Source organism: Nocardioides sp. (assembly GCF_004803405.1).
Lineage (GTDB): Bacteria > Actinomycetota > Actinomycetes > Propionibacteriales > Nocardioidaceae > Nocardioides > Nocardioides vastitatis.
In genome coordinates this window covers 716-26,334 of record NZ_SSXI01000116.1, presented here as the reverse complement: position 1 = coordinate 26,334, position 25,619 = coordinate 716, and the positions used below count along the sequence as shown (strand labels likewise).

The window sequence follows — 25,619 nt, the reverse complement described above, 5'->3', positions numbered from 1 at the left end:
ACAGGCCCCAACGCACCCCTGACCTGCGGTTTCGTGGTTGTCGACGGTTGCCGAGGAGGTGATCCGGGGTGCATGGCGGGATGAAGGTCTACCGCGGCGCAGCAGCCGCCGCTCGGCACTATGTCGAGGCCGACCGCTCGCGTGCAGACGACTACTACCTCACCGACGGCACGGGCATCGCCATGCGCATGGTCGGCACCTCGGACGGGGTCAGTCCTCGAACGGACATGAGCGGCGAGACGTACGAACGCTGGGTCGCCGGCTACGACGTCGAGACCGGCACCGCGAAGAGGCGACTGCGGACGGACGAAAAGGGTGTGCGGTTCGTCGAGGTCACCGTCAACGGCCCGAAGACTGGTCGCTCGCCTCGGCGCTGCATCCCGAGGCACTGGCCGAGGCGGCAATGGAGGCATTGCTCTCGCCGCACCGAGAGGAGCCGACCATCACCGATCTGCTCCCTCAACCCAAGCGAGCGCGCCGGCCCGCGTGAGGATGCAGCGCACAGATCGAAGCACCCTGGCAACGCCGCGCCACGTCAACGGCGAAGACTCGGGACGCTGAGTTCGACGGTGTCGCGGTACACACGCGCGGCCAGGTCATCGATCGGAGAGACAACAGTGGTCCCGATCTTGATGCCCTGTGCTCTGGCCCGTTTCTTGAAGCTCACACCGAGCTGGATCCATTGATCGTGCTCGTCTGGAGAGAGAACAGATGAAGTCACCACTACAAGGCGAAAGAACTTTGGCGCGAGGTCGTCACCTCGAATGTCGAGGCGCACCTCCTCAACCTTCGACCACCAGCCTGTGCCCTTCTTCGCCGACGCCTTGATGGCCGCCTCGATATCGGGCTGAACGACGTCCAGGAAGAAGTCGTGCAGGGCTGGCCGACCCGCACGGTGCGCGAGGTGGGCACCGAACTCCACCGCCTGCTCTGGTGTTGCGAAACCCCTGACGGGCGTTGCGCCCAATAGAACGGCCTTGCTCACCGGAAAGCTCACCCGCAGGTCTGCCGCCCACTTCGACCGGAGCTTCTTCCCCGTCAGTCCGTACCGATCTACGATCTGTCCAGCAACGAGCTCGTTCCACTGATCTCTGGTGGCGTCGGCAACTTGCACGACTGGGCTGACCTGAACAAAAGGGGCTCGCTCCCCCGGACCCTTGGCGCAGACGTCACAGGTCTGGCTGGTGATGATTCCGTACTTAGGGAGCGGGCTGGGCCAGGGCACCAGACCCCCGTCTTGCGCCGGCTGACCGGTCACGGGATCCGGCGAGGTCGCGGTTGTTGACCAGATCAGTGGAGGACACGGCAGGAGGTCGCCTTGGCGCCAATCATCGAGCGCTGCGACCTGCTCGGGCGTCCATGGCGGGACGAAGTCGCTCAGCAGGGCAAGATCGGGGCGAGAGCTCATCAAGGGACCTACTCGAAGAATCCCGCAGCCGTCTTCTGCCTGCCCTTACGTCTGGACTCGTTGGTGAGCTCGCCGCGCATCGCAGCATCCTTCAGCGCTTCCTGGACGAGCTTGCGGTGCTGGCCGGATGTCAGCAAGGCGCGCCTGTCGACACCACCCTCCTTGAACCAGGACGCGGGACCGTTCTCGAACATGTCGCTGAGCGCTCGAACACTGTTGAGCAGGGCCCATAGCTGACCTTGGGTCTCAAGGCGTGGGCGACGACCGTTCTTCCAGTTGTGCCAATTCCGGCGCTTGATCTTCGCAGCCTGGATGATGTCTCCGTCGGGGACGTCGAGCTGCTGAGCCAACCACTCGACGACCTCAACGACGTCGCTTGCGCGGGTAGGCACTGCCACGTCGGCCTGGGCACCCGATAGGTCATCGGCCGCTTCGGGCTGGCCGGCGACCCACGCGCCTGCGTCGGTCTGCAAGAGTTCGCCGCTCGTCGATGCAAGCCACCGCAGCACCTGGAGCTGTGGACGGAGGTCCGCTGCACTACCGCTGACAAACACGCGAATGTGCTGATCGATGGATCTGTTCATAGCGCGACGAAGAACCACCGCTCCGGGGAGGGTTTCGGAGAGGCAAAGCGACGGTTCACTCTCCAATGCAAAGTGAGCAAGGACGTCACGCAGCGCCGGATTGGTGACTGTGCCAAGTTCGAGGTAAGTCGGATCCTCCGGAACGGCGGGCACGTCCCAAGGCAGCGGCTCCGTGACGTCGCCCGCCGTTGGAGCTCCTGAAGCGGCGAGAACCTTGGCAGTCATCGTTCATCCCCCTCTGCCGAACCGAATGCGATGCCGAGTCGCTCAAGGAACTCGGGAGTGAGCGTTTCACGGAACACTGTTGCCGCCGTGTGATTGAGGCGGGTTAGCAGTTCCAGCGCACTGGACGCGGCGAACGGCTCGGTGCTGGCATCAAACACGTCCAGATCCACCAGATAGCTGAACCTGTTGCGCGCTGCGGCGTCCCGGAACGGCCCGTGGCGCAACACCGTGCTCGTGGAGTCCGCGTTTCGCAGATGAAGCTGCTGGTGGGCCTGTTCGACACGTTCGGCCCACAGCCCTGCGACGACTGGCCCGAGCAGCCAGTCCTGAACACGTCCTTGCCACGCTCGCGGAGCAAGTGCCGCCTCATCGACCAGGCGGTTCACGTACCGCAACCCGGCGCGCGTACGTAGCTGCGCGTGCGCGTTCTCATCGAGCCAGGTCAATGCAGCCTCGAGAACGGGCTTCAAGGTATCACTGAAATGGGTGTAGGAGCTGCTCTGAACTAGCAACAGGTCAGGCAGCCAGGTGACCTGCATCTGTGCTGCCTCGTCATTGAATACCCAGCCCTGTACCGACGTACCCTGCACAGCTTGGCCGCCAGTCGGAGACATCGAGACGGCGACCTCCTGGCGGGCCGCGGGGTTCATGACCTTGAAGGCCAGCCCAGTACTACGAAGTGCATCGCGTAGCGAGAGAGCGACCTCTTCCGCCGCTGCGCCTACGGCGCTTGTCAGGCGGATCTCAGCAGCCGCGACCTCAATGGTGGGGCGCGCGAGGATAAAGCGTTCGCCAGTGGCGATCGCGCTAGTGGTCACAGGCAAACCCCCTTTCGAGTTGCATACTACTTACATACACCTCGGCTCCGACAGTACCTCGCGACCTCCCCTCGCGAGGTCCAACTGGCTAGGCGAGGACTCCAAGCTCGTCGCGACACAGCGAAGCATCACCATCCGTGTCATGTGTACACATGACACACGCTGACCTTGGAGAGGGCGCTGGCCCTCCGGCACGCAATCGAAGTCAGGGACTCCGCAGACGCGCCGCTCTCGCCGCCACCGAGGACGAAGAGACCACGGACGTCCTCGCTGGCTATATCTCCGAGAGGGGAAGGGTCCTCGCATGGCAGACCGCAACCGGCGCTCGCGTGCTGTACGAAGGAGCGATCTCCGTTGGCGATGACTTCGAGTGGGTCCCACAGGATCGCCTCGGATCTACCTCTTCGAAACCGACGAGTCGTCGGAAGTCACAGCGGACACCCGCCGACTGTTCTTGTCTCAGAGCCTGAGCAATGGGGGCGCTCGTACTGTAGCCGGCTGGCGCGACCGAGTCGTCGCCCTCATTCCAGAAGAAGTTGGCGCCAAGGAATCGAAGATCATCCGCACCTTGCCGGGCGGCGCGATCGACGCCACACACACTTACAATGTGCTGGACGCGTACTCGAAGTACTCGGAATGGGTTCATGAACTGGCGGCTGAGTTCGGCGGCACGGACGAGAAGCTTGTCGCCGGGATCGAGACGCCAGAGATCGCGCCATTCCCCGCCATTGCCGCCCACATCGCTCAGGCTTGGCTCCTGCGCGAGGCTGCGGACGCCGAACTGCAGCAAGCCCGCCACTCACTTAAGTTCGGGCTGGCTGCGTTCTCGCGGCTGGGCAACCTGCCGGATGCCGACCCAGGCGCATCGGTTGCCGAGCTGGCGCGCTCCCTGCATACGGATCGTCCGAATCTCGCGCGCGCCATCAAGGCGGCCGAAGGCGATCGCAGCATCAGAGGAGCGATGGCAGGTATCGACCGATTTGGCGCACTGATGCGGCTCAACGGACCGCACGGCTTCGCGGCGCGGTAACCGACACGCGGCAGCGCAAGCTGGCGGGTTCGACTAGCCGCCGAGTGATACAAGAGAGTGATACACGAGGCCGCGGAGTCGGCGTCCAACGACGGGACAACGTGAAGCAGCGCGAGCCGCCGTACCCGCCCTGACCTGTGGTTTTCGTCTAGATCCGCTGACAGCCGTCGATCGGTCGACCTCGTGGCACCAGTGGCAGGCGGCGTCCCGACGCTGAGCAGGATCGGCACGTTGCGGCGACGCGCCTCCGCGAACGCCTCCGGGCCCCACTCCCACCAGTCGACGGGGTTCTGAGCATGCTGAAGCAAGTACGGGCTCGTCGCAGACGCCAGGCGATTCGGCATGCTCCCCACGCTAGCCCGTGCCCGTCGAAGGGCCGGACGGATCCGTGCAGCACCCGAACCGCGGGGCGACAGCGCAGTACGTCGCCCTACGCCGAACCAACAGCCTTCCGATGCCGGCGCAGCGACGTCAGGCGAGGCCGAGCTCGGCGGCCGACATCTCCCGCATCTCGACCTTGCGGATCTTTCCGGTGACGGTCATCGGGAACTCGTCGACAACCATCACGTAGCGCGGGATCTTGTAGTGCGCGAGCTTGCCGGTGGCGAATGCACGGACACCCTCTGCGTCCAGCGGCTCCGCATCTGCCTTCATCTTGATCCAGGCGCAGAGCTCCTCGCCGTACTTCTCGTCCGGGACCCCGACCACCTGCACGTCCTCGATGTCGGGATGGGCGTACAGGAATTCCTCGATCTCGCGCGGGTAGACGTTCTCCCCGCCGCGGATCACCATGTCCTTGATCCGGCCGACGATCGTGAGGTAGCCGTCCTCGCGCATCTCGGCCAGGTCACCGGTGTGCATCCAGCCCTCGTCGTCGATCGCTTCGCGGGTCTTCTCCGACTCGTTCCAGTAGCCGAGCATGACGGAGTAGCCGCGGGTGCAGAGCTCCCCGATCTCGCCGCGCTCCACCGTCTGGCCCGTCAGTGAGTCGACCACCTTGATCTCGACGTGCGGGTGCACCCTCCCGATGGTGGTGGTACGCCGGTCGAGGTCGTCGTCAGCGCGGGTCTGGGTGGAGACGGGCGAGGTCTCGGTCATGCCGTAACAGATCGCCACCTCCTCCATATGCATCTCCTCGATGCACCGCTTCATCACCTCCACCGGGCACAGCGACCCGGCCATGATCCCGGTGCGCAGGTTGGAGAGGTCGTGGTCCGCGAAGCTCGGGTGGTTCTGCATGGCGATGAACATGGTCGGGACGCCATACACGCCGGTGCAGCGCTCCTCGGCGATCGTGCGCAGCGTGATCTCCGGGTCGAATCCCGGCGCCGGGATCACCATGGTGGCGCCGTGGGTGGTGCACCCGAGGTTGCCCATCACCATGCCGAAGCAGTGGTAGAAGGGCACCGGGATGCAGAGCCGGTCCTGCTCGGTGAAGTTGATCAGCTCGGTGGTGATGAACCCGTTGTTCAGGATGTTCCGGTGGCTCAGGGTCGCGCCCTTGGGGAAGCCGGTCGTCCCGGAGGTGTACTGGATGTTGACCGGATCCGACGGCTCGAGGGTGGACATCCGCTCGGCAACGGCGTCGTCGGGCAGCGGCTCACCCTCGGCCACCAGCGCGTCCCAGTCGTCGGTGTCGAGGTACGCGACGCGCTCGAGCGTCGGACACTGGTCGCGTGTCTCCTCGACCATGCTGCGGTACTCGCTGGTCTTGAAGCTGGTCGCCGCGATCAGCAGGCTCAGCCCGCTCTGGTTGACCGCGTAGCTGAACTCGTGGGTGCGGTAGGCCGGGTTGACGTTGACCAGGATCGCCCCGACCTTCGCGGTGGCGTACTGGGTCAGCGTCCACTCCGCGCAGTTCGGCGCCCAGATGCCGACCCGGTCGCCCTTGGCGACCCCGGCCGCGATCAGGCCCCGGGCCAGCCGGTTCACGTCGGCGTCGAGCTCCGCCCACGTCCACCGCCGGCCGCTGGCGATCTCGACGAGCGCCTCCCGGGTCGGATGCGCGGCCACGGTTCGTTCGAAGTTCGCCCCGATCGTCTCCTCCAGCAATGCCGGACTGGTCTCTCCGTTGGCGTAGGACTCCATGGTTCCTCCTCGAGCTGTCGGCTTCACACTCCGCGAACGGCGGTGTCGGCCCGGCCCAGTGGTGCCGTCGTCCCGCGGACGACCAGTTCGGGCTTGAACAGTTGCGTCGTCACCGGCTTCGCCGGGTCGTCGATCCGCTCGATCAGCATGTCCACGGCTGCCGCTCCGACCTCCGGTGGCTGGTTGACCGTGGTCAGGTTGACGTAGGCGAACCCGCTGAGCGGAGTGTTGTCGAACCCGACCACCGAGACGTCGTCGGGGACCGCCAGTCCGTGGCTCCGCGCGACGGCGAGCACCCCAATGGCGGCGAGGTCGTTCGACGCGAAGATCGCCGTGGGGGGGTTCGCTCCCCCGAGCAGCTGCTCGGCCGCCACCACACCCCCAGGTTCGGTGTTGTCACCGCGGGCGATCCGGATGTGCTGGGCGAGACCGTTCTTGCGCATCGTGTGCTCATAGCTGCGGCGGCGGATGCGGGCGCCCGGGCCTGGCCCGCCGTCGACATGTGCGATGTCGCGGTGGCCGAGGTCGATCAGATGCTGGACGGCCAGGTTTGCTCCGACCCGGTCGTCGATCGAGACGACGTCGGCGCCCATCACCCTGCGACCGGCGACCACCACGGGCACCTGCTCGGACAGCTCCGCGACTTCCTGCGACGACAAGTTCGTCCCGAGCAGGATGATGCCGTCGACCCGGTGGCCGAGCAGGTGCCCGACCCCCTCACGCTCGAACTCCGGGCCGACGGTGTTCACCGAGAGCAGCAGGCCGTAGCCGGCGGACTCAGCTTGGGTCTCGGTCGTCTTCAGCACCCGGGTGTAGACCGGGTTCATGGGCTCGTTCAGCGCCAGGCCCAGGATCATCGCTCGTCGACTTGCAAGTTGCGCGGCATGCGTGTTGCGGCGATAGCCGAGCTCCTCAGCCGCGCGCAGCACCGCTTCGCGCTTCTCCGGCGAGACGCGTGGAGAGTTCCTCATCACCAGACTGACCAAGGGGCGTGAGACACCAGCCCGCACTGCCACGTCCTCCTGGGTAACCGACATGGCGTCCTCCGTTTCTGCACTCGTCAGCTGGCACAGCACGCACTGGGATGGTAGCGCGCTCTAACAGTTCTGTTGAGAGCGACACAGCACCCCTGGACGGACGGTTCACGCCGGGCCAAAAGTGACCGTTGACACATCGAGAGTAGCGCGCTCTAATGGGACGGACGTTAGCGCGCGCTAACACGGTCGTCGATACCGGCACCGGTCGAACATGGAGGCAGACATGGACGGGAACAACGGACTCGGGCGACAGGCCGGCATGGACCGGCGCTCACTTCTCCGGGCAGGGGCTGGGTTGCTCGGGGGGCTGACCGTGGTCAGCCTGAGCAGCGCGTGCTCGTCCGGCGTGAATACGGGTGGCGACAGCGCATCGGGCGTGGGTTCGCCGACGAAGACGCGACCCACCGACAAGTTCGTCCGCTCCGACGAGGCCGGGGAGAAGTCGCCGCTGGGGTTCCAGCTCGGCCTGTGCATGGTCCAGGTCGAGGGCGCCATCAAGCAGTTCGCCGATGCCGCCCAGACCGCCGCCAGGCCCCTGGACCTGGAAACCTTCGTCTCGGTCAACGTGTCCAACAGCGCGAAGGCCGTCTCCCAGATGAACTCCTTCCTGCAGCGCCAGGTCGGCGCGCTGTTCGTCCAGGACCTGAACCCCGCGGCGCAGGTCCCGGTGCTCAAGAACGCGATCAACCAGGGCATCGGCACCTTCGCGTTCAACATGCCCTCGCACCTGCAGATGACGGCCAGTCAATACGAGATCGGCAAGCAGCAGGCCGAGGGCGTGCTCGACTACATCGCGAAGAACCTCAACAACGAGGCCAAGCTCGTGCACTTCAACTTCGACTACAACGAGGCTGTGGCGCCCCGTGACAAGGGCTGGCGCGAGGTGATGGCGAACAAGCCTCCCGGCGTGGAGATCGTCGCGGACATCCCCGGCAACCCTGAGACCCAGGAGCAGGGAAACACTGCGATGGCCTCCATCCTGCAGAAGGACCCCGACGTCAACGTCGTCGACGGCGGCGACACCCTGGTCCTCGGCGCTCTCTCCGCCCTGCGCGCCGCCGGGCGCGGCTCGGACCCCGACCTGGCGCTGTTCGGCGTGAACGGCGACCCCCAGGCCGTGGAAGAGGTCAAGTCCGGCGGCCCCTACAAGGCCACCTACGCCTTCAACTTCGCGATCCTCGGCACGCTCCTCGCCGACATGTCCGACCGGTGGATGAACGGACTGAACATCCCGCAGCTTGCGGTCGTCCCCGCGGTCCCGATCGACAGCCCGAAAGCCATCGACGAGTACAACAGGTCGATCGCCGACCCCGCCTCGGTCTACGAGACCGCGGAGGGCACGTACTTCAACCTGTACGGAAGCACCTCGTACGAGACTCGGGGAACGTACTTCGACGGGAAGGTGACCTGACGGTGTCCACAGTCCACCATGCCGAGCGCAGGACCCGGCTCGGCCGCGTTTCCCGGCGCGACCGGGCGACCGCGCATCCGGGTGGGGGCTCCACCAGATGGGGACTGGCGATCCTCATCGTGATGGTCAGCGTCTACGTGCAGACCGAAGCGTCGAACTTCCTCACCGAGGCCAACCTGCAGACCATCATTCTCAACGTCTCCAGCCTGCTGATCGCCGCTGCGGCCATGATGCGGCTGGTCGTGGCCGGCAACGTCGACCTGTCGATCGGTGGGCAGCTGAGCCTCCTCAGCGTCCTGAGCGCCCTGGTCGCCCGCGACACCGGGTCGGCAGTCCTCGCCCTCGCGGTGGCACTGGGCGTCGGTGCGGTCGTGGGGCTGGTCAACGGCGTGGCCGTTCGCCTGCTCAGCATCTCGCCGCTGATCGTCACGCTGGGCCTGTCGTTCGTGTACTTCGGCCTGGCCTACGCCTTCTCCGACTCCTCAGCCGTGTTCGGCCTGCCGACCACGTTTCTGGAGTTGGGTCTGAGCAGGTTCGCTGGCATCCCCACGCCCGTGGTCATCGCACTCATCTACTTCGCGGTGTGCGCCTTCCTGCTGACCAGGACCACCGGGGGCGTTCGCCGCTTCGCCATCGGCGGCAACGCCTCAGCCGCCCGCAGCGAGGGCATCAATGTTGATCGTGCAATGCTCTCGGATTTCGTGTTCATGGGCTTCACCATGGGCATCGTGGCGGTCTTGACGACTGCCCGGATCCAGAGCGGCAGCGCCGACATCGGCGTCAACTTCGAGCTCGAGACACTCACCGCGGTCATCGTCGGCGGCGTCGCGTTCAACGGCGGCGCCGGCCGTCCTCTGGGCGTGTTCCTCGGTGTGCTCCTGCTCGGCACCATCGACGCCGCCATGGTGTTCCTCGGCTTCGCGGACTACTACCAGCAGATCGCCAAGGGCGGCATCCTGCTCCTGGCACTCGCCGCCGACCAGTACGCCCGACACCGCGCACGGATGAGGACCTCCGCCGCAACGGCCGACCAAGGCGGGAAGGCGAAGACCCATGCCGCACGGCTCGGTGAAATGCAGCTCGATACCCCCAGCCGGGGAACACTCGCGGCGAGGGTCGACGGCATCTCGAAGAACTACGGGGCCGTCCAGGCGCTGCGCGACATCAGCTTCGACGTCCGGTACGGCGAGGTCACCTGCCTGCTCGGCGACAACGGCGCCGGCAAGAGCACGCTGATCAAGATCCTCGCCGGCACCCTGCCCCCCACCACCGGTGACATCCTGATCAACCAGAGCGAAGAGGTGGACCTGCAGAAGACCGACAACCCGCGGGAAGCCGGCCTCGAGACCGTGTGGCAGGACCTGGCCGTGTGCCCGAACCTGGGAGCCGCCTACAACCTGGCGCTCGGCAACGAACCGTCACGCATCCGCGTCGGCCCGATCCGGGTCTTCGACCGCAAGGCCGCCGAAGAGGCCGCCCTGAAGCGGCTCGCGTCGATCGGCGTGAATTTGTCCGACATGTTCCGGCCGCTCTCTGACCTCTCCGGCGGTCAGCGCCAGTCGGTGTCCATCAGCCGCGTGGTGTCCGAGGACGTCAAGATCGTCCTTCTGGACGAGCCGACCGCGGCCCTGGGCGTGCACCAGACCCGCAACGTGGTTGCTCTGATCAAGGAGCTCGCGGAGTCAGGTGCGGCAGTGATCCTGGTCAGCCACGACATCGACATCGTCCAGGAGGTCGCCGACCACTACGTGATCCTGAACCGGGGTGCGCTCGTGGCGGATGCGCGGGCCAAGGACATGACGCCGCAGAAGCTCGTCCACCTGATGGCCGGTCTGGTCGACACCGAACAGCCCGAGAAGCCGACTCAGCTGGCCACCTCCTGACGACTCATGCCCAGGCCTGGCCCGCCCCGAACCTGAAGCGAGACCCGACTGTGCCGCACGTACAGACACCCAGCCTCCGGCTCTACTACGAGCTCGAAGGCGACCCGGCAGCACCTCCGCTGGTCCTCATCGCCGGCCAGGGCGCCCAGTTGACGTCCTGGCACCCGGAACTCAGGCACCTGCTCATCGAGCAGGGCTTCCAGTTGATCCTCTTCGACAACCGGGACGTCGGGCTGTCCACCAAGTGGCAGTCCGGAAGTCACTACGAGATCTCGGACATGGCGAACGACGTCGCCGAACTCCTGGACGCTCTCGAGATCGACGCAGCCCACGTCGTGGGCCAGTCGATGGGGGGCATGGTCGCCCAGCAGTTGACCATCGACCACCCGATGCGCGTACTCAGCCTGTGCTCGATCTACTCCGCGCCCAGCATCGAGCACCTCGGCGACGATCCCGAGGTGTGGGCCATCCGGGAGCAGGAGCCCGCGACCGAGCGGGAGAGCGCGATCGCGCAGTACATCGAGCGCGAGAGCCTCTGCGGTCTCGCCGAATACACCCCGGAGTGGATCCGCGCCCACGCAGAGGCCACCTACGACCGGTGCTATTGCCCGGAGGGGGCCGACCGACAGATGGCGGCAGTCCGTAGCTCCCCGGACCGGACACTTGGACTGCGACAGGTGAACGTGCCCACCGCCGTACTCCACGGACTCGCCGACCGCCTCATCGACACCAGCGGCGGGTACGCCACCGCCCTTGCCGTACCGGGCGCCGAGCTCCATACCTACGCCGACATGGGCCATCAACTGGTCCCGTCGCTGTTCGGGGACTACGTGCGAGTCATCACCCGCAACATCAGCCGCGCGCAGGAACGCGTCCACACGCATGCCTAGCTGGCGAACCAACCAACACCTGGGCTCCGCCTTGAGAACCCCAGGTGCATCTCCCTCCCGTGAGTCCGGGAGGAACGTCATGTCGCGTCCCGACCAAGGGGGCAGCCCCTGCGTCACGCGCGTGGCGCGCCAAGGCGGTGACCTCGCGCTGGCCGCCCGTCGACCACGGCGAACACCAGCAGGCTTACTTCATCTTCCCCATTGCGAACTAGCCCTAGGTCTGGACATGACAGAACACCGCTACCGGCCACCATTGCGCGTCGGTGTCATCGGCGCCGGAGCCATGGGCTCAGTTCACGTGCGCACCCTGACGAGCAGCGTGCCCGCTGCCCGAGTAACCCACGTATTCGACGTCGACGGCGCCCGAGCGGCTGCCGTGGCAGGGCCGCATGACGCTTGGGCATCGCCATCCACCCAGGAGCTGATCTCAGCGAGCGATGTCGACGCCGTTGTCATCGCCTCGCCGGACTCAACGCATGCCGAACTGGTCCGCGCATGTGTCGAGGTCGAGAAGCCCGTTCTGTGTGAGAAGCCGCTGGCCGTCACCCCCGAGGAGGCACTGTCCCTCGTCGAGGCCGAGGTCGCCCTCGGTCGCAGGCTCATCCAGGTCGGGTTCATGCGACGGTTCGACCCTGGCTTTCTGGAACTGCGCCGGGTTATCGAGCTCGGCGAGCTTGGCGATGTTCGGCTCCTGCATGCGGTTCATCGCAACGCATCGTCCTCCACCAGCATCGACGACGCCGGCTTGATCACTGGCTCCATGATCCACGAGCTGGACACCATCGCGTGGCTTCTTGACGACCAGGTCGAGAGCATTCGCGTCGAGTCACCGATCATGGAGGGCTTCCGCGATCCTCAGATGGCCACCGTATGGACGCGTGGGGGGGTCATGGCGACCGTCGAGGTCTTCGTGAACGCGGCCTATGGATACGACGTCCGCTGCGAGGTCGTAGGAACGAACGGGAGCTCCTGTCTGCAGCCGCAGGCGGCGGTCAGCACCCGCACCACCGGCCGACTCGAGAGCCCAATCCACAGTGACTTCGTCGCCTACTTCCAAGACGCGTACCGCGCCGAGCTGGCCGCGTGGGTCCACGCTGCCGCGGCTGGACGAGTTGAGGGTCCCAGCGCCTGGGACGGCTACGTGACAAGCGTCGCAGCTCACGCGGGCGTCAAGTCCCTGTCGACAGGTGCCAGGGAACCAGTGCGACCCGGTGCGGCACCTGACCTGTATCAGCACGTCGACCACGCGGACGCCACTCAGGATCCGCTCAAGCCCGCCGGCGCCCTCGGGCCAGGCAAGGGAACGGAGTTTCGATGAGACAGTTTGGAACCGACGAGCTCATCGAGGTCCTCGCGGTGGTGATCCCTCAGTCTGGCGCGAAGAAGCTGACCGAACTGGCCCGTGACAGCGGCCGAGCTGATACCGGCTGTCGACGCCTCCACACCTCTGGGAATGACTTCGGACACGCCGGAGCCGGTACGTGGCGGCGGAGGCGGCCTTCGCCCGCGGGCCCGGCTCAATCCGAAGAAGCCACACCCTCCAAAGGTGGTATCTGCCTGCGAACTACCGGGACTACCGGTCCTGGCCACGAAACCGAGCGAGGAGCAGGGCAATGAGGCTACGCAGAGTTCGCGGGATGGTGACCGCGTTTGGCGCGGTCATCGTCATGGTCACCTCGTCCGCTGGTGTCGCCGCTGTCGCGGGCGCGCGGTCGGACGCTGCAGTGAGGGTGGAGGTCCTGTCCAACCGGGCCGATCTGGTCTCCGGAGGGGACGCCCTCGTCGAAGTGGTGCTGCCGACCAAGACCGATCCGGCCAAGGTGCGCGTCGACCTTGACGGCCGTGACGTCACATCGGCGTTCGGGGTCCGCTCAGGCGGCCGGTTCCTCGGCGTGGTGGAGGGGCTGCGCGACGGAGGCAACACGCTGACCGCGCGCGCGCCCGGCGGCGGGGCACGGATCGTGATCACCAACCGTCCGGCGGGCGGCCCGGTGTTCGCGGGACCGCAGGTGCAACCGTGGAACTGTGACACCGAGACCTACGGGCTCCAGCCCTCGGCGGATGCGCAATGCACCACGCCCGCGAAGTTCGAGCTGTTCTACAAGTCCTCGGTGTCTGGCCAGTTCTCGGCGTACGACCCGGCCAACCCGCCGCCGGACATGTCGTACACCACCACTGATCAGGGCCAGCGGGTCCCCTACGTGGTTCGCCGTGAGCGCGGGGTGATGGATCGGGGCATCTACGACATCGCTGTCCTGTACGACCCGTCACGCCCGTGGCAACCCTGGGCCCCGCAGCGGGGGTTCAACGGCAAGCTGCTGGTGCCCTTCGGCGGCGACTGCCAGCCCCGCCACTCGCAGGGGGAACCCACCGACGGGGTCGTCGGCGGCGTCCTCAACGACATGGCCCTCTCCCGGGGTTTCGCCGTCGCGATGTCCAATCTGAACGTGCTCGGCCAGAACTGCAACGACGTGGTCTCAGCCGAGGCGCTCATGATGCTCAAGGAGCACTTCGTCGAGACCTACGGTGAGATCCGCTACACCATCGGCATGGGCTGCTCGGGCGGCTCGATGCAGCAGAACTGGATCGCCGCCAACTACCCCGGGCTGCTCGACGGCATCCAGCCGTGCGCCACCTATCCCGACATCTGGGAGACCGTTCAGGAGGCCGAGGACTGCTACCTGCTGGACCGCTACTTCGATCAGACCTCGCCCCACCTGTGGCTGGCCGTTCAGCAGCAGGCGTTCGTGGCGGGCTACCAGTCGGTGACGACGTGCCGCTCCCTGTGGGACCTTCCCGTCACCAGTGCCTACGCCAGACTGTGGTTCGACCCGGACAACTTCGCGGGCTGCCTCGGCGGCGGTCCGACCGGCGGACTGGTCAGCACTCGGCCAGACTGGGTGTACCACCCGACCGAGAACCTCGAGGGTGAGCGGTGCACGTTGCAGGACTACGCCGTGTCGGTTTGGGGCCGGCGCGCACCCGAATCGTGGGGCCCGAACGAGAAGGCAATCGGACGCGGGTTCGCCAACCGTCCGTACGACAACGTCGGCGTCCAGTACGGGTTGACCGCCCTCGAGTCCGGGCTCATCACGCCGGAGCAGTTCGTCGACCTGAACGAGAAGGTCGGCGGCCTCGACATCGACTGGAACTGGCAGCCGCAGCGGATCGAGGCGGATCCAGCGGCGCTGGTCACGGCATACCGCGCGGGCAAAGTCACCTATCCGCGTGAGACGGCGAAGGTCCCCATCATCGACCTGCCCTTCCCGGCCAATGTCGAGATCCACACGCCGGTGCATAGCGAGGTCCTCCGGGAACGGCTGGTTCAAGCCAACGGCCACGCCCGCAATCACGTCATCTGGCAGGGCATGACCGTCCCCGGCGAGGAATCGCTGGCACTCATGGACCGCTGGCTCAGCGCCATCGAAAGGGATGAACGCGACATCCCGCTCGAGGAGAAGGTCGTCGCGAACCGTCCCGCCGACGCCGTCGACGCCTGCTGGATCGGCGAGCGGAAGATCACCGACACGTCGGTGTGCCGTACGGCGTTCCCCTACTACGGCACACCGCGCATCGCCGCCGGTGGACCGCTGACCGACAACGTCCTGAAGTGTCAGCTCGAACCGCTGAGCCGCGACGACTACACCGTCGACTTCACCAACGCGCAGTGGAACCGCCTCGAGAGCATATTTGCGGACGGCGTGTGCGACTACCGCAAACCTCCCGTGGGGCATCAGCCATCCCTGCCGTGGATGTCCTTCACCGACGGCCCTGGCGGCCGACCCCTAGGACCGCCACCGACGTCGTCGCCGATCCGCTGATCATCAGGAGAACCGACCATGCCACGCCCGAAGAACCCCCGTATGGGTCACCTCGGCCAGACGCTGCGCCTGCCTGCGTCGGGTGACGCCAGGGCCCGTTACAGGTCCGTCGTGCGGCTCACTCTGGCCACGGCGGTGTCTCTTGCACTGCTCGCCGTACCCCAGGCGGCCGCCGGAGGTACGGTGGCCTGCGGCTCGAGCCCTGCCGACAACGGGACCGGGTATCGGCCACCGTCGAACCGGTCCTCGCTGCCACCCGCCACAGCAGGCCCTGCAATCCTGCACGCACCGCTAGCGTCCACGCCGCAGCTGGAGAACGCCGGGCCGTGGCGCGCCGAGCCGATCATGATCTCGGGCGCGCGCTCGTATCGCGACGGAGAGTTCGTGTACCAGGACTTCCTGTACGACGACCGCGCGCTGACCTATCCCGACGAGCCGGAGCGCTACGCCGGCAACGCCGCCGACTTGGTGGAGGTGCGTATCAAGCCGCTGGCACGGTCGCTCGGCATTCGGCTGACCTACAACTCCATGCTGGATGTCGACGCGGTCGCGGCGACCATCGCGCTGGGTGACTCGAACACCGCCCTCGAGTTGCCTCATGGCGCCGGCGCGGTCGCGCCTGGCGAGGTGTTCGTGACGGTGCACGGCTGCGGCGGTGACATCGTGCGGGCCGCCGACGGCGAGACCCTCGCCCAGCGCCCGACTGTGGTCACAGACCTCCGGCGTCGTCAGATTCATGTCGAAGTGCCCTATTCCGCGTTCGATCCGCGCAGGAAGCGCAACGTGCGCATCGCCGCCGCGGCCGGCCTGTGGGACACCGGCACTGGCAGGTACTTGCGGCCGGATCCGCAGCGGCCAGCATTCTTCAACGTCGCGTTCCGGACGCCCGGGCCATGGGTGAAGAACACCTGGATGGACGAGAGCCAGAACATCGCCCTCGCTGCGGGCGACCTGAGCAGCCTGTACGCGACCGTGGACTTCACCAAACTCAAGGTAGGAACCGACGACGACCTGGTCGACCAGCCGGGCGGTGTGCCGTCGAGCGGGCCGATGAACCGCATATTGGTCAGCCACTTCGAGCCGACTCAAGGTCGTGGGAACAGCGCCGGGGGCGGGATCACCGGAGACTTCCGGTGCGACCCTCCCCAGTGCACGCCGCAGTTCTCCGGACGGCTGCAGCCGTACACGGTGTATGTCCCTGCGACGCCGCGCCCGGCGGACGGCTACGGCTTCGTCGTGAACCTGCACGGCGCGGATTCCAACCACAACCACTTCGAGACCGGGCCGCCCAACCCGCCGCTGCAGACGTGGCGGATGTTCGCTGAGCAGGGACGCCCGTCGATCATGGTGCTGCCCAATGCGCGCGGCATGACGTACTGGTACCACGGGCTCGCTGCGGCCGACGTGTTCGAGGTCTGGGCCGACATCGCCGCTCGCTACGACCTGGCCCCCGGGTACGTCGTCCAGACCGGATCGTCGATGGGCGGGTTCGGCACCTACAAGCTGGGGGTGCAGTTCCCCGACCTGTACAACGGCATCTTCCCCAATGTCGGCATCAACACCGCATCGCTGAGCGTGCCGCCCCTCGTGAGTCCCGCCGGCCGGGGCGGCGACGCCTGGCGGATGTTCGCCAACCTTCGGCACGTGCCGGTACTGGCGACCAGCGGTACGACCGACCCGGTGGTGTCGATTCAGAACACCAGCTTCAGCATGGAGACGCTCGACCAGCTCGGCTACCGCTACGACTACTGGTGGTTCGGCGGCGTCGATGCCGCCGGCCATGCCGAGTACCGGCACTACGTTCCTGACCAGTTTGCGGCCCTCATGGCGCGGCAGGGGCCTGTCGACCGCAACCCCCGGCGGGTCACCTACGTGCTCAACGCTGCGATGCACGAGCCGCAGTATGGGATCGACGCCGACCACGCCTACTGGCTGTCAGGACTGACGCTGCGCGACGAGGCCTCGACGTTCGGGACGATCGACGTGGTGTCCCACGGCTTCCCCACCGGTGACTCCGCAGCTTTGGGTCAAGAGCAGTCCGCCGGCGCCACCAAGGCCGGCTCGCTTCCGTACGAGCGCGTCACCCGTGACTGGGGCCCAGCGCCACCGGCGGAGCCCAGGAACGTCCTCGACGTCACCGCGACCAACCTCTCCGCGGTCACCATCGATGTCGACCGGGCGCGCGTGACCTGCGATGCCAGGGTCAATGTGAAGACGGACGGCCCGCTCAAGGTCACCCTGCGGGGCGACCGCTGCAACCGCACCGTGAACGCTGAGCAATGACGAGGGACCACGAAGGCAGTGCGACCAGATCGGACCTGCTGGGTGCGGAGCTTGAGCGACGGATGGACAAGCATGGTGCGGTCTTCGCGACCACTCGACGGAGTCGAGCTCGGAGTCTCCGACCCATCTCGGACGACCTCTAGGTGTGGGAGAAGCACATGTCGATCGAACCGATACGGTCCGTGAACGCTGCAGAGACACCGGCTCAGGTGAGGCGTCGACAAAGGCGCCACGTCGTTCTCAGCCTGGTCGCCGGAGTCGCGGCACTGCTGGTTGCGGGACTGCCGACTGCGGGTGGCAACACCCTGTCCACGGGCGAGCAGGTGGTGTTCCCGGAGCGAGCCGCCGTGCCCCGACTGCCGTGTCGCCCGGGCGACCGTCCGGAGACCGACCTGCAAGGTCGCGTGCCCAAACAAGATCTCCTCACGGGTCGGGCGGCGGAGGGTTACACGTGCAACCTGGAGGTCGTCGGTCGGTTCCCGACCACCGCTTGGGCCGGCTTCGATACCTACCAGGACTGCGCCTATGTGGCGCGTGAGGGGGGCGCTGGCGGCGTTCTGGTGCTGGACGTGGCGGATCCGGCGCATCCCGTGCCGACGGATGTTCTGGCAACTCCCGCCATGCTCGATCCGTGGGAGTCCCTGCGGGTGAACGCCAAGCGCGGACTCCTCGTCGCAGCAGGCGAGCCCAAGCCGTTCATCGACATCTACGACCTCACCAAGGACTGCCGCCATCCGCGGCTCCTGTCGAGCGCGCAGATCCTGCCCGCCAAGGGGCACGAGGGGTGGTTCGCCCCCGATGGGAACACCTACTACGCGAGCACGACCAGGAACACCGACGGAGTCGCGTTGCTCCCGAGCCTCTTTCCCGTGGACATCATCAACCCCGAACAGCCCCGGCTCATGTCGTCGTGGATGCTCCAAGCACAGACCCACGGCGGATTCACGACCGAGGACGGAACGCGCTCATACGTCTGTCAGCAGGAAGCTCCGCCGAAGGATGCCCTCCTGGTCCTCGACACGACCAGCGTGGCGACGCGACAGCCTGGTCCCCAAGCCGGCGTGCTGGCGCAAGTTCCCCTCGGCGACAACCAATGGTGTCAAGGTGCGTACCGCGTCACCTACGACGGGCACCCCTACCTCATCCAGTACGGCGAGCGCTCCGGAGCCGCCGACTGCAGTCGAGAGGACGACAACTGGGCCAACTTCGGGTACCCGCGGATCTTCGATCTGGCCGACGAGTCTCGCCCGAGACTGGTCTCCACGGCGTTGCTCGAGGTCCATCTCCCCGAGCACTGCCAGGACGTGACGGGCGAGGGAGCGGCGAACGGGCTCGGCTACAGCGTGCACCACTGCGCTCCAGACCGGCTGTATGACCCGACCATTCTCGTCTGCTCCTGGTTCGCCGCGGGCCTGCGGGTGCTGGACATCCGCGATCCCCACCACCCCGTAGAAATCGGCTACTTCAACCCCGGGATCAATGGCGCGCTGGGCACGTCCGCACGTCCCGTGGTCCGCGCCGAACGCGGTGAGATCTGGTTCACCCATGACCTCGCCGGCCTCTTCGTGCTGCGGTTCCGAGACGGCGTCTGGCCGTTCCGCGACAGCGAGAAGTGTCCGGAGTTCGACGACCACTATTTCGCCCACTACAACCCAGGCTCGTCATGTTCGACCGCCACCTTCGACGGAATCGGGAAGCCTGCCCCAGCAGCGCCCCGGTATCAGAAGCGGAAGCGATGATTGGCCTGCTCGCACGCACTCACCATCGCCGGGTTCCGGGTACGGGTGGGCAACCGACAACGAGGTCCGTTCGGTCGCCGACCTGACCGTAGCCACAGCGTGCGTAGCCGCTGGGGCTGAACGCTCTGCTAGTGCTCGCCGTCGACCGAGCCTCTTGGTTGCGGCCTCTGAATCGCGCTGGGTTTCGTTCCGCTTGATCAGTCAGGATGAGAACGATGGCCAGATACACGAACGAGATGCGCGAGCGGGCGGTGCGGATGGTCGCCGAGGTCCGGCCCGAGCACCCGCACGAGACCGCCGCACTGCGGCACGTCGCGGGACTGTTGGGGATGAATACCGAGACCTTGCGGCTGTGGGTCCACCGTGCCGAGGTCGACGCCGGCAAGCGGCCCGGCACCACGACTAAAGAGGCCGAAGAGATCAAGCGTCTCAAGCGTGAGGTCGCCGAGCTTCGCCGAGCGAACGAGATCTTGAAGTCCGCCTCAGTGTTTTTCGCCAAGGAGCTCGACCGCCCCACGACGAGATGATCCGCTACATCGACGAGCACAAGGATCAGTTTCGGGGTCGAGGCCATCTGCCGGGTGCTGCGCCCGGCAGTTCGTGGGTTCATCACCGCCCGCGGTTACCGGGCCGCGAAGACCAGTCCGCCCTCGGCACGGACGTTGAAGGACGACCTGCTGGGTCCCCGAAGTCGTCCGGCTGCACGCGGAGAACTACGGCGTCCACGGAGTGCGGAAGATGCACGCCCTGATGCGGCGCCAAGGCTGGGAGGTCGGCCGCGACCAGACCGCACGCCTCATGAAGATTGCCGGCGTCCGAGGCGTGAAGCGCTCCAAGAAGGTGTTCACGACCAAGCCGAACCCCGCTGCGACCAAGCCGGCCGACCTGGTCCAGCGCGCCGCTTTCACGCGCGCCGCGTCGGCTATGGGTTGCCGATATCACCTACGTCGCGACCTGGTCGGGGTTCGCCTACGTCGCATTCGTTACGGACGTCTACTCCCGTCGGATCGCCGGGCGGAACGTCGCCGCGACGTTGAAGGCCGACATCCTCACGCTACAGGCCCTCGACATGGCCGCCTGGGACGCCCGACGCGAGGGTGCAGTCGACCTGACGGGGCTGGTCCACCATGCCGATCATGGATCGAACTACCTCTCGATCGTCTACACCGACCGGATCGGAGAACTCGGCGCGAAACCCCGCTCGAGGTCGAGGCCGCGTACTACGCTGCCCAAGAATCACCGCAGCCAGCACTCGCTGGCCAAGGGAACGCATAGGAGCGAAAACCCAGTGCGATTCACTCAAGGACTCCCGCGCAATGTCGCAGTCCGCGCTGCATCCTCCGGCTCGCTCTGGAGTTCTGCTTCACCCGCCCCTCCCCCGACGCCGAGATCGTACCGGCACACCGATCGGGGCTCCAGCACGACCACACCGACACCGCCGGGGCGCCGGCCGGCTACAACGTGAACGCGTCCCGGAACGCGGCGAGCGCTGCGTCGGTGCCGGCCGTTCCGGGCCGGCTGGCGAAGGCCTCCATCGCCACCACCCCGTCGTACCCGGCCTCGGCTAGCGCCAGAGCGACCGCTGACCAGGCGATCTCCCCGGTCCCGGGCTCACAGCGTCCCGGGCTCACAGCGTCCCGGCACGTCCGCGACCTGCACCTCACCGACGTACGGCGCCGCGCGGCGGATCAGCTCGATCAGGTTCCCCTCGCCGATCTGCGCATGGTACAGGTCCAGGTTCATGCGCAGGCGCGGACTACCGACTGCCCGCACCAGCGCGAGCGTGTCTGCCGCACGGGCAAACGGCGTACCCGGGTGGTCCACCTCGGTGTTGAGGTTCTCGAGCACGAACGTCATCTCGTGCTGCTCCCCGAGCTCGGCCACCCGCTCGAGCGTCCGCAGCGCGGCCAGCCACATCTCGCCCGTCACGACCTCCACTGGCCGGACCGGGAGTCCACCCTCCCCCAGGCCGGTCCCATGCAGGTTCAGCGCGGGGGCACCGATCCGTCGGGCGAACTCGATCGACTCCGCCGCCGACGCGAGCAGCGCAGCAGCTCCGTCGGGGCTGGTCAGGTCCCCGCCGACATACCCGGTCATCGACGTGAACCGCGCACCGGTCGCGGCCAGTGCGGCGGCGTCCTTGGCCGTCCAGTCCCAGATCTCGACCGCGAAGCCGGCATCGTGGATGCGCTTGACACGGTCGAGGTGCGGCTCGTCGAGGTACACCATCTCCGAGCACCCGCAGCGCCTCACCCGCGCGCTTTTCGGTCTCAGCCACCGAAGCGTCGCGCTCACCGATCGCGATCATGACCCGCTCGGCCAAGTCGATCACCCGACGCTCCTGCTCCTCGCGCTCGCGCCGCCGCTTCACAGCCGTCTCCCGCGCCGCACGCCGCGCCTGTTGCCTGATCGCCTGCTGACTCATCCGGTCCTCACTCGTGGCGACATGAACTATGACAGTCACCTACGTCATCTCCCGGACCCCGAGCGATCACAGAACCGCAGAAACATCGAAAACCCGCCCTTCGACCCAGCCAGCCCACCCGATGCGGATCCGACCCTCCAGCCGGCACGCACACCCCTCAGCGTCCCCCAGGAATCCGCGGACGACCAAGAACGATTGGTAAAAGTCGGCCGCGTCAGCGGCCCTGCCGTTGCCAGCGAACTCGTTGACGAGCGCGCGGTATGCACACCGACTTCCCCGGAATCGGAGGCCACTTTGTCGCGTCGACAAGTGGGATCCCGATTGGGGCCGATCATTTCTGGGCCGCTTCTAGGAAAGCTTCAGCCGGGAGCCGCCCAGACCGGGGCGGGTAGTTCATGCATTGCCGCAGGTCGACGATCTGGTCCTGCCTCTGAGTGGACGCCGGGGCCCAGGTGTCAAGCTTCTGATCCGTAGCTCGATTCCGCGGGGTCTGGTGCCGCCTCGACGCGCCTGCGGCGACGGCCTAGCAGTTGCAAACTAGCAGTCAGAGCAAGGTTCGGATCACCGACGGACAGAGTCATGCAAGGTCGCCCCATGTCGCGACGAGAATCCGCCGGAGAGGTTCTTGGGCCGTTTCTGGGCCGACCGGAGTTTCCCAAAGCCCGCCGGACGAACGGGTCCTGCGGGTGAGCGATCGGTCCAGGTGCCACGCCAGCGTCGACGAAGGCAGGACTGGCTGCACGAGTTGCGTCGGCGCCCTGCCGAAACCCCTCGCGGCCGTCCTCGGCGTGAAGCCGTAGGTCGCGTCGGGCAAGGGCATGAAGTCGCGGTCGGACCGCCGCGGCACGTCCACGTCGGGCGGGTGCGTGCACCAGTCCGTGGCGGCGACCTCGGTGATGAGCACCCGATTTCCTGCGATCCGCGGGCGGCTTGCCGCACGCGTACGCCCTGGTCACTAAGCCTGGCGTACCGCCGCCGGGCCTCAAGCGTGACAGGTGAGCGGCATTCCACCGCTGTAGGTAACCATGTCGGCGAGTGCTGCCGTCGCATCGAGCGGTGTGCCCCAGGGCTCACCACGCTCTTCGGAGTAGGCGCGATAGAGGTTGCCGACGATCCGCTCGGCGTCCAGGAGTTCGGCGAACTCACCGAGATCGGTGTCCAGCGCGGCTTCCAGCGGCGATACGCCGGCCGCCACCCCGCGCGATGCGACGCCCTGGACGAATCGGAGATAGCGCCTGACGTGGCCGAAGGCCTCCGGCCCACACACCGAGCCGTGTCCGGGCACGATGGTCTCGGCGCCAAGCTTCTCGAGCTCGTCCAGCGTCTCGAGCGCGCCCGCGATCGAACCCTGGAACACGAAGGGCGTGCCACCGTTGAAGAGCAGGTCGCCGGCGAACAGCACGCCTCGTTCGGGCAACCACAGGACCGAGTCGTTGTCCGTGTGAGCCGGGTGGCCGAGGTGCCTGACCTCGCACTTGAGATCGTCGGCATACAGCGTGATCGAGTCCTTGAAGGTGAGGAAGGGCGGGGACAGTTCGACGTCGCCCCACTCCACCTCGGTCCAGTAGGGCGCGGAACGGGGCAGCCCCCACGCCTTCAGGGCTTCACGCGAACGCTCCTGGCCGACGATCGTCGCCGTGGGGAAGAGGTAGTTCCCGAAGGTGTGATCACCGTGATGATGGGTGTTCACCAGGGTTCGCACAGGTTGATCCGTGACGGTTCCGATGGTGTCGAGGTACGCCCTCGTTCGCGCCTCCGTCGAGCAGGCGTCGACACTGATCACGCCGCTCGATCCCACCAGGAAGCCCGTGTTGTTGATCCACCAGCTTCCGTCGTGTTGGACGTACGCGAAGACCCCAGCGCTGACCTCCACCAGGTCGCTCCGACCAAAGTCGTCGATGTTCACGCTGCGGCTGCGCTCCTCTTGCCGACGTCCCGGCTTTCTGCCTGGAACCACTCCGTCGAGCGTCGCCACGAGAGCAATCGCGCGCAAGCGGTCCGGACCATCGAGGCATCCGGGTACCAGCGGTGGGCACACTCGTCCCACAGAGCAGTCCTCAGTTCGGGCGCTGTTGCTGCCCGAGCAGGGCGCTGGCGTTGTCGATCCCGCACGACAACACCTCATCCGCCAGTTGGTCGTCTGCGATCGCGCGCGTAACCTGCAGGGTCCCGATCATCGCGGCGAAGATGCTCAGCGCCCGCGCCGATAGCGAGGAGGACGCATCGATGACGCCCGCCAGCTCCTCTGCCAGCGCCACGATCCCATCGGTGTAGGCACGCTTCGTTGCATCCGCTCCGCGGGCGATGTCCTCGAGAAGAGCGGCCGAGGGACACCCTTCATCCGGGTGGTCGCGGTGGTCTGGCGACAGGTAGTTGCGCAGGTATGCCTCTAACCCACGGCCGTCGAGCACTTCAGCCCGGAACCGCTCGCGTTGGGACTCCATCTGGTCAGTCACCACGGTCGCGACGAGGTCGTCCTTGGACGCGAAGTGGGCGTAGAACGCGCCGTTGGTGAGACCCGCGTCGGCCATCAGGGTGGCGATGCCCGACCGCTCGACGCCGTCGCTCTTGAACCGACGGCCTGCCCTCTCGATGATGCGACGCCGGGTCGCCTCTTAGTGTTCGGCACCGTACCGAGCCATGGGCCTTCCCTTCGTCACCCGGGTTGCGTTGGACCACGAGTACTAGCCTAATGTCTGCTGACCGTAATATTACGGATGGCAGACAATGGCGGACCAATGGCGAAGCACCTGCAAGAGACGAAGCAGCCTGTGGCTGTCGTGGCCGGCGCATCCTCGGGGATCGGGCGGGCGACCGCGAGGGCACTGGCTGATTCCGGCTTCGCCGTGGTGGGCACCAGCAGAGAGGCGGCGCAGGCCGCCCCGCTCGAGGGCGTGACCTTGCTCGATCTCGACGTGACGCGGGAGGTGTCGGCCGAGGCCTTCATCGCGGAGGTCATCGCGCGCTTCGGCAGGGTCGACGTGCTCGTCAACAACGCAGGTGTGGGTCTCGCCGGCGCCGCCGAGGAAAGCTCGATCAGCCAGATCAGAGCGGTCTTCGAGACAAACTTCTTCGGCACCATCCGCATGACGAATGCCGTTCTGCCGCACATGCGCGCGCAGTCCGGAGATCGGATCATCAACGTGTCCTCCATCCTGGGCATGATTCCTGCGCCGTACATGGCGGTGTACGCCGCGACGAAGCACGCAGTCGAGGGCTACTCGGAGTCGGTCGACCACGAGGTCCGGGAGCACGGCATCCGAGTACTCCTGGTCGAACCGGGGTACACCAGCACGTCGTTCGAGGCGAATACGGCCTGGTCCGACTCACCGCTACCGGTCTACGCCGGCCAGCGGGCCATCATCCGCGACGTGCTGACCGAGGCCATGCGAAACGCTGACGACGCCACCATCGTGGCCAAGGTGATCGTCGCCGCGGCAACCGACGCCAAACCCCGGCTGCGCTACCCGGCCGGGGCGACTGCCTCCCGGGCGAGCACCTTGCGCCGCCTGGTGCCCTGGCGTGCTTTCGACAAGCAGATCCGCAAGCTCAACCGTCTGGCCGCCTGAGTCGTCGAGTCGTCCAAGAATCTCGCCGCCAGCAAGGGGGACGGTCATGCGTTCTGTTCCCCCGGGACGGACAACCCTGTCGAAGGAGATCCGGCGAATCGCCTCCTTCCGGAAGCGCCGGCCGGCGGCCACAAGCAGGTCAAGCAGCTGGATCGGGTGATCATCCGGTTCGCCGGCGACTCCGGTGACGGTATGCAGTTGACCGGTGACCGGTTCACCCAGGAGTCGGCTGTGTTCGGCAACGATTTGGTGACGCTGCCGAACTTCCCGGCCGAGATCCGCGCTCCCCAGGGCACGCTGCCGGGTGTCTCGTCGTTCCAGATCCACTTCGCCGACCACGACATCCTCACCGCCGGTGACCGGCCGGACGTCCTGGTGGCGATGAACCCGGCCGCGTTGAAGGCCAAT

General features: G+C 66.6%; 20 protein-coding genes and 5 pseudogenes. 14 read left to right on the top strand and 11 right to left on the bottom strand.

Translation table 11 applies throughout. The features are described 5' to 3' along the window. Window positions 1-80 precede the first annotated feature (80 nt). A pseudogene (locus E7Z54_RS24255) lies at window positions 81-296 on the top strand (hypothetical protein); the annotation flags it as partial. 239 nt (window positions 297-535) lie between these two features. On the opposite strand, the gene E7Z54_RS08650 reads toward E7Z54_RS24255, so the two are convergent. From E7Z54_RS08650 to E7Z54_RS08640, 3 genes are read right to left on the bottom strand one after another with little or no spacing between them, the layout of a single operon-like run. Further along, entirely contained in the window at window positions 536-1,408 is an 873-nt protein-coding gene (locus tag E7Z54_RS08650; protein WP_136432858.1) for a hypothetical protein, read from the bottom strand. A gap of 8 nt (window positions 1,409-1,416) precedes the next feature. After that, on the bottom strand, window positions 1,417-2,217 hold the full coding sequence (locus tag E7Z54_RS08645; protein ID WP_136432856.1) for a hypothetical protein: 801 nt from the start codon (window positions 2,215-2,217) through the stop codon (window positions 1,417-1,419). Then, a complete protein-coding gene (locus tag E7Z54_RS08640; RefSeq protein ID WP_168798235.1) occupies window positions 2,214-3,035 on the bottom strand; it encodes a TIGR04255 family protein in 822 nt (273 codons plus the stop codon). Before E7Z54_RS08640 ends, E7Z54_RS08645 begins: the two co-directional genes overlap by 4 nt. A gap of 370 nt (window positions 3,036-3,405) precedes the next feature. Between E7Z54_RS08640 and E7Z54_RS08635 the strand changes: the two genes are divergently transcribed. Beyond that, window positions 3,406-4,065 (top strand): hypothetical protein, encoded by a 660-nt coding sequence (locus E7Z54_RS08635; RefSeq protein WP_136432853.1) that lies wholly within the window; start codon window positions 3,406-3,408, stop codon window positions 4,063-4,065. Window positions 4,066-4,328: 263 nt separating this feature from the next. Here the strand turns inward: E7Z54_RS08635 and E7Z54_RS24370 are convergent. The 3 genes and pseudogenes from E7Z54_RS24370 to E7Z54_RS08620 all read right to left on the bottom strand — a co-directional run. Continuing rightward, window positions 4,329-4,409, bottom strand: a pseudogene (locus E7Z54_RS24370) (DUF255 domain-containing protein); the annotation flags it as partial. A gap of 127 nt (window positions 4,410-4,536) precedes the next feature. Continuing rightward, on the bottom strand, window positions 4,537-6,153 hold the full coding sequence (locus E7Z54_RS08625; RefSeq protein WP_136432851.1) for an AMP-binding protein: 1,617 nt from the start codon (window positions 6,151-6,153) through the stop codon (window positions 4,537-4,539). Between the two features lie 23 nt (window positions 6,154-6,176). After that, a complete protein-coding gene (locus E7Z54_RS08620) occupies window positions 6,177-7,190 on the bottom strand; it encodes a LacI family DNA-binding transcriptional regulator (RefSeq protein WP_136432849.1) in 1,014 nt (337 codons plus the stop codon). A 223-nt stretch (window positions 7,191-7,413) separates the two neighbouring features. On the opposite strand from E7Z54_RS08620, the gene E7Z54_RS08615 reads away from it, so the two are divergent. The 10 genes and pseudogenes from E7Z54_RS08615 to E7Z54_RS24360 all read left to right on the top strand — a co-directional run bounded on the left by E7Z54_RS08615 (window position 7,414) and on the right by E7Z54_RS24360 (window position 20,682). Next, entirely contained in the window at window positions 7,414-8,601 is a 1,188-nt protein-coding gene (locus E7Z54_RS08615) for a sugar ABC transporter substrate-binding protein (RefSeq protein ID WP_168798234.1), read from the top strand. Between the two features lie 2 nt (window positions 8,602-8,603). Further along, window positions 8,604-10,484 carry an ATP-binding cassette domain-containing protein gene (locus E7Z54_RS08610; protein WP_136432845.1) on the top strand — a complete coding sequence of 627 codons (1,881 nt, stop codon included), beginning with the start codon at window positions 8,604-8,606 and terminating at the stop codon, window positions 10,482-10,484. A 50-nt stretch (window positions 10,485-10,534) separates the two neighbouring features. Continuing rightward, window positions 10,535-11,374, top strand: a complete 840-nt coding sequence (locus E7Z54_RS08605; RefSeq protein ID WP_168798233.1) for an alpha/beta fold hydrolase — start codon at window positions 10,535-10,537, stop codon at window positions 11,372-11,374. 226 nt (window positions 11,375-11,600) lie between these two features. Continuing rightward, window positions 11,601-12,692 (top strand): Gfo/Idh/MocA family protein, encoded by a 1,092-nt coding sequence (locus E7Z54_RS08600; RefSeq protein ID WP_206056086.1) that lies wholly within the window; start codon window positions 11,601-11,603, stop codon window positions 12,690-12,692. A 319-nt stretch (window positions 12,693-13,011) separates the two neighbouring features. Beyond that, window positions 13,012-15,195 (top strand): DUF6351 family protein, encoded by a 2,184-nt coding sequence (locus tag E7Z54_RS08595; RefSeq protein ID WP_206056085.1) that lies wholly within the window; start codon window positions 13,012-13,014, stop codon window positions 15,193-15,195. A 111-nt stretch (window positions 15,196-15,306) separates the two neighbouring features. After that, window positions 15,307-17,478 carry a hypothetical protein gene (locus tag E7Z54_RS08590; protein ID WP_136432840.1) on the top strand — a complete coding sequence of 724 codons (2,172 nt, stop codon included), beginning with the start codon at window positions 15,307-15,309 and terminating at the stop codon, window positions 17,476-17,478. A gap of 209 nt (window positions 17,479-17,687) precedes the next feature. Next, window positions 17,688-19,217: an LVIVD repeat-containing protein gene (locus E7Z54_RS08585; RefSeq protein WP_136432838.1), complete on the top strand. Its 1,530-nt coding sequence runs from the start codon at window positions 17,688-17,690 to the stop codon at window positions 19,215-19,217. Window positions 19,218-19,423: 206 nt separating this feature from the next. Beyond that, window positions 19,424-19,770 (top strand): annotated as a pseudogene (locus tag E7Z54_RS08580) (transposase); the annotation flags it as partial. Window positions 19,771-19,916: 146 nt separating this feature from the next. Beyond that, window positions 19,917-20,045: pseudogene (locus E7Z54_RS24365) on the top strand (IS3 family transposase); the annotation flags it as partial. Window positions 20,046-20,082: 37 nt separating this feature from the next. Next, entirely contained in the window at window positions 20,083-20,682 is a 600-nt protein-coding gene (locus E7Z54_RS24360) for a DDE-type integrase/transposase/recombinase (RefSeq protein ID WP_136432980.1), read from the top strand. On the opposite strand, the gene E7Z54_RS24000 is transcribed toward E7Z54_RS24360, so the two are convergent. From E7Z54_RS24000 to E7Z54_RS08545, 5 genes are all read right to left on the bottom strand, one after another. Next, the gene (locus tag E7Z54_RS24000) at window positions 20,672-20,848 is read right to left on the bottom strand and encodes a hypothetical protein (protein ID WP_240769592.1); all 177 of its coding nucleotides are present in this window, start codon (window positions 20,846-20,848) and stop codon (window positions 20,672-20,674) included. The two genes, E7Z54_RS24360 and E7Z54_RS24000, sit on opposite strands and share 11 nt — an antisense overlap. After that, complete coding sequence (locus tag E7Z54_RS08565; RefSeq protein ID WP_240769591.1) at window positions 20,829-21,446, bottom strand: TIM barrel protein; 618 nt, start codon at window positions 21,444-21,446, stop codon at window positions 20,829-20,831. Before E7Z54_RS08565 ends, E7Z54_RS24000 begins: the two co-directional genes overlap by 20 nt. Before the next feature lie 773 nt (window positions 21,447-22,219). Beyond that, on the bottom strand, window positions 22,220-22,546 hold the full coding sequence (locus E7Z54_RS08555; protein ID WP_136432834.1) for a hypothetical protein: 327 nt from the start codon (window positions 22,544-22,546) through the stop codon (window positions 22,220-22,222). A gap of 78 nt (window positions 22,547-22,624) precedes the next feature. Continuing rightward, the gene (locus E7Z54_RS08550; RefSeq protein WP_206056084.1) at window positions 22,625-23,548 is read right to left on the bottom strand and encodes an MBL fold metallo-hydrolase; all 924 of its coding nucleotides are present in this window, start codon (window positions 23,546-23,548) and stop codon (window positions 22,625-22,627) included. Between the two features lie 151 nt (window positions 23,549-23,699). After that, window positions 23,700-24,236: a TetR/AcrR family transcriptional regulator gene (locus tag E7Z54_RS08545; protein WP_276606215.1), complete on the bottom strand. Its 537-nt coding sequence runs from the start codon at window positions 24,234-24,236 to the stop codon at window positions 23,700-23,702. Window positions 24,237-24,380: 144 nt separating this feature from the next. Here E7Z54_RS08545 and E7Z54_RS08540 point away from each other — a divergent pair, with 144 nt between their 5' ends. Both E7Z54_RS08540 and E7Z54_RS08535 read left to right on the top strand, forming a co-directional pair. Next, window positions 24,381-25,211, top strand: a complete 831-nt coding sequence (locus E7Z54_RS08540; protein ID WP_136432830.1) for an oxidoreductase — start codon at window positions 24,381-24,383, stop codon at window positions 25,209-25,211. Window positions 25,212-25,358: 147 nt separating this feature from the next. Then, window positions 25,359-25,619, top strand: a pseudogene (locus E7Z54_RS08535) (2-oxoacid:acceptor oxidoreductase family protein); the annotation flags it as partial.